Source organism: Elioraea sp., from assembly GCF_051860475.1.
In the GTDB taxonomy this organism is placed as follows: domain Bacteria; phylum Pseudomonadota; class Alphaproteobacteria; order Acetobacterales; family Acetobacteraceae; genus Elioraea.
Genome location: NZ_JBHYDW010000177.1, coordinates 1 through 7,671 on the forward strand (window position 1 = coordinate 1; position 7,671 = coordinate 7,671).

At 70.4% G+C, this 7,671-nt stretch carries 7 protein-coding genes and 1 pseudogene; all 8 read left to right on the top strand.

Annotated elements, in window-relative coordinates:
• Positions 1-350 (top strand): annotated as a pseudogene (locus tag ACTIFU_RS21050) (hypothetical protein); the annotation flags it as partial.
• A 52-nt stretch (positions 351-402) separates the two neighbouring features.
• Complete coding sequence (locus tag ACTIFU_RS21055; RefSeq protein WP_439580285.1) at positions 403-813, top strand: DUF6511 domain-containing protein; 411 nt, start codon at positions 403-405, stop codon at positions 811-813.
• Positions 814-820: 7 nt separating this feature from the next.
• Complete coding sequence (locus tag ACTIFU_RS21060) at positions 821-1,597, top strand: hypothetical protein (RefSeq protein WP_439580286.1); 777 nt, start codon at positions 821-823, stop codon at positions 1,595-1,597.
• A gap of 101 nt (positions 1,598-1,698) precedes the next feature.
• A complete protein-coding gene (locus tag ACTIFU_RS21065; RefSeq protein ID WP_439580287.1) occupies positions 1,699-2,370 on the top strand; it encodes a hypothetical protein in 672 nt (223 codons plus the stop codon).
• Positions 2,367-3,689: an ATP-dependent DNA helicase gene (locus ACTIFU_RS21070; protein ID WP_439580288.1), complete on the top strand. Its 1,323-nt coding sequence runs from the start codon at positions 2,367-2,369 to the stop codon at positions 3,687-3,689. The genes ACTIFU_RS21065 and ACTIFU_RS21070 overlap by 4 nt, the downstream gene beginning before the upstream one ends.
• An 11-nt stretch (positions 3,690-3,700) precedes the next feature.
• Positions 3,701-3,961, top strand: a complete 261-nt coding sequence (locus tag ACTIFU_RS21075; RefSeq protein WP_439580289.1) for a hypothetical protein — start codon at positions 3,701-3,703, stop codon at positions 3,959-3,961.
• Positions 3,958-6,867: a DUF7146 domain-containing protein gene (locus tag ACTIFU_RS21080; RefSeq protein WP_439580290.1), complete on the top strand. Its 2,910-nt coding sequence runs from the start codon at positions 3,958-3,960 to the stop codon at positions 6,865-6,867. The genes ACTIFU_RS21075 and ACTIFU_RS21080 overlap by 4 nt, the downstream gene beginning before the upstream one ends.
• Before the next feature lie 131 nt (positions 6,868-6,998).
• Positions 6,999-7,544, top strand: coding sequence for a hypothetical protein (locus ACTIFU_RS21085; RefSeq protein WP_439580291.1), 546 nt, complete (start codon positions 6,999-7,001; stop codon positions 7,542-7,544).
• The last annotated feature ends 127 nt before the right edge of the window (positions 7,545-7,671 follow it).

A 7,671-nucleotide genomic window follows, 5' to 3' on the forward strand; every position in this document is an offset into this window, starting at 1 on the left:
GGGGCCTGCGCGATCTGCACGGCATCACGTTTGTGGCGAAGATCCGCGTCGAGCCGAGCACCAACCCTGACTATGGCGACACCAACCGGCTGGATCGGGTGGTGCTGCCGGGCGAGCCGGAGTACGCGCGCATCGTGGCGGGCGAGACCGTGCCGCCGCAGCCGTCGCACCGCCCGGCGAAGAAGGCCGCCGCGCCGCAGGCGCCGGCGCCGTCCTGGGGCCCGCCGCAGCCGCGACCCGCGGCCACCACGCCCGCCTGGGCGCCCCCTGCGGCATCCGCTCCGCCCCCGGCGGCACCGCCTCCTCCGGCGACGAAGCCGAGCGGTGGTCCCGCGTGGCTGAACGGCTGATGCCGCAATGGCCCGTGCTCGGCCGGCGCGATCGGGACCCCACCGCGCTGCGGTGGGCGACCGGCGCCCGGCACGCCCGCTCTCGCACGCGGAATGGTCGGCGCGGCGTCTCTGCGCGCTGTGCGGCCGCGAGGCGCGCGGCTTCGGCTACATCCACAAGCTGCACATCGGCGATGCGCCGCTCTACCGCTTCTGCTCAATGGCGTGTTGCGAGGCGGGTGGCGCGCTCGCCGAGCGGGGTGGCGGCGTGATCGACAAGACCGCCATGGAAACGCAGGCGATCAAGGACGCGCGCCGCCCCTTCGCCGAGGTGCTGCAGGAGCTCGACCTGCTCGCCCCCTTCGCCGAGCGCTCGGCCGCCGAGATCGATCGCATCATCGAGGCCTGCGTCGATGGCTTCCAGGCATCGATGCAGCGCCAGGCCGAGAAGCGTCCCACGCTCGATGACGATATTCCGTTCTAGGGACGCAATGCTGCTCGATCTCAATCACGGCTCGGGCCGCGTCTACGGTGCGCCGATCATCGATCCCGGCAGCGACGTCACCGCGCGCGTGAACGCGCTTGTCGACGCTGCCCTGGTCGAGCGCAACCGCCGCCAGCGCCCGCGCGACTATCTCGGCGGCAGCCGCATCGGCGAGCCCTGCACCCGGCGGCTCGCCTACGAGGTCGCGCACACGCCGAAGGATGAGGGCCAGGAGTTCGGTGGTCCGATCCTGCGCATCTTCGACGCCGGCCACCAGTTCGAGGCGCTCACCATCCGCTGGCTCCGCAGTGCCGGCTTCGACCTGCGCGATCGCGGCCCGGACGGCGAGCAGTTCGGCTTCTCGGCCGCCGCTGGCCGGCTGCGCGGCCACGCCGACGGCGTAGTCGTCGGCGGTCCCGAGATCGGCATAAGCTGGCCGGCCCTCTTTGAGCACAAGGCGCTGGGCGCACGCTCCTGGAACGACCTGGTGAAGCACGGGCTGCGCGCCTCGAAACCGGTCTACTTCGCCCAGGTGCAGCTCTACATGGCCTATCTGGACCTCGAGGTCGCGCTGGTCACGGCGCTCAACCGCGACACGCTCGCGCTGCACCACGAGGTCGTGCCGTTCGAGCCGCAGGAGGCGCAGCGCCTCTCCGATCGCGCCGTCGACATCCTGCTCACGGTCGATGCCGGCGAACTGCCGCCTCGCATCGCTGCCCATCGCGACTTCCACCTCTGCCGACTCTGCCCCTACGCGCAACGATGCTGGGAGACCTCCGCATGACGCCCGCTACTCCAATCGCTCGCGTGCCCATGGCCTATGAACTGAAGCGGCGACTGGCACGCAGGTCGCCAGGGCTCTGGAATGCGCCGGACGTCTCTGCGGTGCTGACGGCGCCCGTGTACGTGTTCCCCAACCAGGAGCGCCTCGACAGCGACGAGGTCGCGCGTCTCGCACAGGCGATCCTGCCTGGCCGCCTGCAGCTGCCGCATCCCGCGGTCATGTTCGAGATCGTGCGGAGTGGCGTCGTGGGCGGCTGCATGGTCGCCCTGGCGGTCGCGGCATCCGACGACGTGAAGGGCTACCTGTTCCAGCGCGACGCCGAGCGCGGCGCATGGACCGAAGTCCTGGCATTTGCCCGCTTCCGACAGGACGGTGTGGCCGAGGTGGAGACCAACCCGAGGGTGCTCTGGCCGCACGACATGGGCGTCCATTCGGAGGTGTTGGCATACGCGGTCTGGCGCGCGCTCGGCCTGTTGGCCGCCGGGTGCACCTTCGAGACCCAGACCCTCTCGCCGCTTCGGCGCGCGACGTTGGCCCGGATCGGTGTGCGCGGCTGGAAATACCGGATCGCCGACATCGATCCGGGCCGGATCGCGGACGCCGCTGCGAGGCTCGGCGGCACGCATGCCTCGCCACGCTGGCATATCCGACGCGGCCACTGGCGCAGCCTCGGCGACGGGCGGCGTGTGTTCGTGCGCGAGTGCGAGGTGGGCGATCCCTCCCGCGGCGGGATCGTGAAGGACTACCGGCTCGAGATGGAGACCGCCGGATGACCGACCTGACCCCGTCCGACGCGCAGCATCGCGCAATCGCCGCCATCAAGGAGTGGTTCGAGCACCGCACCAACGAGCAGCAGGTGTTCCGGCTGTTCGGCTACGCGGGCACGGGCAAGTCGACCGTGCTGCGCTTCGCCCTGGACGAGCTCGGCCTCGAACCGCATCGCGGCGGCCAGGACGGCGACACCTGCGTGCCCGGCGTCGTCACCGCCACCTTCACCGGCAAGGCCGCGCTGGTGCTGCGCCGCAAGGGCACGCCCGCACGCACCATCCACAGCCTGATCTACAGCGTGATCGAGGCGACCGAGGAGGAGGTCGAGGACGCGGAGAAGAAGATCGAGCAGGCGATCGCCGAGGCTCGCCGCCTCGCCGGCTTCGAACGCACCACGGCGGAGGCCGCCATCGCGGCCATGCGTCAGGGTGTGGCGGAGATGAAGCGGCCGCGCTTCGCGCTCAACCCGAAGAGCGATGCGGCGCACGCCAGGCTGATCGTGCTCGACGAGGTCTCCATGGTCGGCGAGGAGATGGCGCGCGACCTGATGAGCTTCGGCAAGCCGATCCTGGTGCTCGGCGATCCGGGGCAGCTGCCGCCGATCCAGGGCGAAGGCGCGTTCACCCGCGACGCGCCGGACGTGATGCTCACCGAGATCCATCGCCAGGCGGCGGAGAGCGCGATCATCCGCCTCGCCACCATGGCACGCGAGGGCGAGCCGATCCCGTTCGGCCGGCACGACGATCACGTCTGGAAGATGCGCAAAACGGACGTCACCCCGCAGCAGGCGCTGCGCGGCGGGCAGGTCATCTGCGGCAGGAACGCGACTCGGCTGCAGCTCAACAACGCGATGCGCGACGCGGCCGGCTACGGCCCAGGATGGCTGCCCACCGGCCCGGGCGAGAAGGTCGTCTGCCTGAAGAACCAGAACGATCTCGGCCTGATCAACGGCATGTTCGTCACGCTCGACGATGTGGTCGACGAGGGCAGCCTGTTCTTCTCCGCCGTGGTGACCGACGAGGACGGCAATCGCATCGGCCCGCCGCAGCCCGACGGCACACGCGGACGGTTGCGCATCTACAAGGGCCACTTCGAGGACCACGTCGCCCTCGACACCCAGCGCCACGACCGCGACTGGAAGGCGAAGCGGATGCTGACCGAGGCGACCTTCGGCTGGGCGATCACCTGCCACAAGGCTCAGGGAAGCCAATGGGAGAACGTGGTGGTGTGGGATGACGGGCTCGGCCGCACGGAGCTCGACCGGAAGCGCTGGCTCTACACCGCGATCACCCGCGCCGAGCAGGGGCTGGTGATCCTGAGTTGAGGACGCACACCATGGCGACACTGGACGAGCGAAGGCGCGCGCGAAAGTACGGCGTCACTGTGCGCCAGCTCCGCGAGGTCGAGGACGCGCTGCGCGCAATGCCGATGGAGGTGTTCCTCGATCGCCTCTTCGGACCGGGCAAGGCGGTCTACGACCCGAGCACGGATCTCTGGATCGTGCCGGATGCGAAGCACACCGGCCCCGGCTTCATCGCCGTGCGGCCGGACAAGAGCTTCTTCACCGGCGTTATCCCGGAGGCGAAGTTGCAGTGATCGACCTCAACGTCGTCGAGCTTGGCCCTGTCCGCTACGACCTCGAGGAGATCGTCCGGCGGCTGCGCGCAACCGCACACGCCTGGGTGCCGGAGCTGTTTCCGCACGGACGGCGGCAGGGCGATGAATGGCGCCTCGCCAACATTCAAGGCGCGCCGCCGCGCCGTTCCGGCTCCTGCGTCATCATGCTGCGCGGCGAACACGCCGGTGACTGGCACGACTTCGACGGCGGCGATGGTGGCGGGCCGCTGTCCACACTGGCGCACGGCACCGGCCTGTCCGATCGGGCGCTGTTCGCGCATGCCGCGGGGATGACCGGCTGGACCGGCGAAGCGCCGGCACGGCAGGAGCCAGCTCAGCCTCCGCGCGCAGAGCGCGATCCGCAGCGCGAGATCGAGCACATCCTCTCGGGCGCCGTGCCGGTCGTGGGCACCGCCGCCGAGGCGTACCTCCGCGGTCGTGGCCTCTCGGCGCCGTCCGAGTCCGATTTGCTGTTCCATCCGGATCTGACGCATTGGGAAACGCGTCGTGGCTTCGAGGCCATGCTCGGCGTGGTGCGCGATCGTGCGGGCAGCATCGTCGCGCTGCACCGGACCTATCTCGAGGTCGATGCCGCGGATCCCACGTGCGTCGCCAAGGCGAGCGTTTCCAAGCCGCGCATGTTGCTCGGCAGGCCCGCCGGCGGCGCAGTGCGTCTCGCTCCGCTCACCTCGGCCGGCGTGCTCGGCATCTGCGAGGGGATCGAGACCGGGCTCGCGGTGATGGCGGCGTGCGAGGGTCTGCCGGTCTGGGCCGCGCTCTCCACCGCCGGCATCGAGCAGGTCCAGCTTCCGCCCGAGACGCACCGCGTCGTCATCCTCGCCGACAACGACGTCTCGGGTGCCGGGTTGCGCGCCGCCGAAGCCGCGGCCGCGAAGCTGCGCCTGGAAGGGCGCGAGGTCGCGATCGCCCTGCCGCCCGATCAGGGCGACGACTTCAACGACATGCTCCGGCGTCATGGTCCGGACGCGATCGCCGCGCTGCTGGATGCCGCGATGCGCCGCGGCAGCGGCGCGCCGAGGCAACCGCCGCAGCCGCCGGCGAGCGGCCGGCATGTGCCCATGGGCTTCGTCGAGCCGAACGGGCAGCTCCCGACGATGCGCGCCGATGACGGCGACCTGAAGCGCGCGACGCGGATGGCCTGGGATCTGCTCTACACCTCGAACGTATCGCCCTGGCTCTTCCTCGTCGGTGGCCATCCGAACTGGGTCGTCCCTGACGACGATGGCCGGCCGGTACCGGTCGCCGTGCGTGATGAGCGTCTGCGGTACATGCTGGCGCGCATCGCGCGGTGGTGCCGCATCAATCCGAAGGGCGAGGCGATTCCGGTGCCGCCGCCAGCCGACGTGGTGAAGAACCTACTCGCCACGCCCAACCCGGCACTGCCGGTGCTGAGCGGGATCGTCACCGCACCGGCGTTCGGCCGCAGCGGCACGCTGCTCACTTCGGCCGGGTACCATCCCGATGCACGCCTGCTCTACCACCCGATGCCCGGCTTCGTATTGGGATCGGTGGCCGAGCGCCCGACGGCCGAAGCGATCGCCGCGGCCCGGTCGCTGCTGCTGGACGACCTGCTCGGCGACTTCCCGTTCGTCGCCGCGGCAGAGCGAGCCCATGCCCTGGCGCTTCTGCTGCTCGGCTTCGTCCGCGCGATGATCGACGGGCCCACCCCACTGCACCTGATCGAGAAGCCGACGCCGGGAACCGGCGCGACGCTGATGGTCGATGCCATCGCCACCGTGCTGACCGGCGCAGGTGCACCGGTGATGACCGAGGGGCGCGACGAGGATGAATGGCGCAAGCGGCTGACCGCCAAGCTGCGTCAGCTGCCACCGCTCCTGCTGATCGACAACCTGCGCCAGGAACTCGACAGCTCCGCCCTCGCGGCAGCGCTGACGGCACCGATCTGGGAGGATCGCGTTCTCGGCGGCTCGAACATGGTGCGCCTGCCGATCCGGTGCGTCTGGGTAGCGACCGGCAACAACCCGAGCTTCTCGAACGAGATCGCGCGCAGGCTGGTGCGGATCCGACTCGACGCGCGGGTCGAGCAGCCCTGGCGCCGCGATGGCTTTCGCCATCCGAGCCTGATCGGCTGGGTGCAGGCCAACCGCGGCGCGCTGGTCGCGGCCTGCCTCACGCTCTGCCAGGCCTGGATCGCCGCCGGCCGTCCCCGTGGCGCGTGCTCGATCGGCTCCTTCGAGGCCTGGTCACAGGTGATCGGCGGCATTCTCGAGGTCGCCCGCGTCGACGGATTCCTCGCCAACCTCGACGAGGTCATGCGGGCATCTGACAAGGAAGGTGGCGCCTGGAGCGGTTTCGTACAGACCTGGTGGGATCGGTTCGGCAGCGCGGACGTCAGCGTGAGCGATCTTGTCGGCTTCGCGCAGGCCGCCGAGCCCGCCCTGCCGATCAGCGCGAAGGCGGACCACGGCATGAGGGTCGCGCTTGGGATGGCGCTGCGGAAGCTGCGTGATCGCGCCTTCCGTGTCGGTGAGCGCCTCGTTCACCTGCGCAGCGCGGGCATGGTGCACAACTCACAGCGCTGGCGCCTCGAACCATCCGCTGATCCGCGCGAGGGGGGACTTGGTGCCTCCCGGGGGGACTTCGCGGAGAAGTCCCCCACCGCGGAAGCCCAGGGAAATCCTCGTGTTGGGGGGACTTGGGGGACCTGGGGGACTTTTTCTGACCCTTATGCGTGTGCGCGCGCGTGCGCGCGTGAGATAGGCACGGAAAAAGATCCCCAAGTCCCCCAAGTCCCCCAAACCTCAGGAAATGCCTGGGTTTGCGGCGGGGGGACTTCTGGGGGACTTCGCTCAGGACCCCCCAAAGACCCCCAGCAGCCCCACTGGCTCGACGGAGTGCCGTGATGCGGCACCCGCCGAGCACAGGGCCACCAGACGGTCCGACCCTCACCCCGCAGCCGGGCAGCGACGGCGAGCTCCGCCAAGAACCGCGCCGTCGCCGCCCTCACCACCATGACCCCCTCTCGGAGACCATCATGGCTCTTGCGACTCTGACTCCGCCCGCGCCGCTGGCAAGCGGCGGCATCGTCGCCCCGCTCCCGGTCGCCCTCGCGCATCGCGCCGTGCTCGCCCTCGATCTCGGCACGACCACCGGCTGGGCGATTCGCTTTCAGGATGGCGCCGTCACCTCCGGCACCATGACCTTCAAGCCGAGCCGGTTCGAAGGCGGCGGCATGCGCTACCTGCGCTTCCGGCACTGGCTCGCGGACGTCACGCGGCTCGCCGGTGGGCTCGAGCGCATCGTGTTCGAGGAGGTGCGACGTCACGCCGGCACGGACGCAGCGCACATCTACGGCGGCTTCCTCGCTCACCTCGCTGCCTGGTGTGAAGAGCGCCGCATCGCCTACGAGGGCGTCCCCGTCGGCACGATCAAGCGCTTCGCCACCGGCCGCGGCAACGCCGACAAGGCGGCGATGATCGCAGCGATCCGCGCCCGCGGCTTCGACCCTGCCGACGACAACGAGGCCGACGCGATCGCGCTGCTGCTCTGGGCCACCGAGGGTCAGGGAGGGCACGCCTGATGCTCCCCGGTGCTCCGATGCCGCCGCGGTCGTGCCTGCATCGTGCTCCCAGCCCGACCACCTCGGCGGAGCTCGATGCGCTACGCCGGCGGGTCTGGCGCGAGCAGGGTGTGGTCTCGCTCGCGAT

Excerpts from the sequence above, each read along its gene's own strand:
- ACTIFU_RS21060 (WP_439580286.1), top strand. The coding sequence starts at position 821 with ATGCTGCTCGATCTCAATCACGGCTCGGGCCGCGTCTACGGTGCGCCG.
- ACTIFU_RS21070 (WP_439580288.1), top strand. The coding sequence starts at position 2,367 with ATGACCGACCTGACCCCGTCCGACGCGCAGCATCGCGCAATCGCCGCC.
- ACTIFU_RS21075 (WP_439580289.1), top strand. The coding sequence starts at position 3,701 with ATGGCGACACTGGACGAGCGAAGGCGCGCGCGAAAGTACGGCGTCACT.
- ACTIFU_RS21085 (WP_439580291.1), top strand. The coding sequence starts at position 6,999 with ATGGCTCTTGCGACTCTGACTCCGCCCGCGCCGCTGGCAAGCGGCGGC.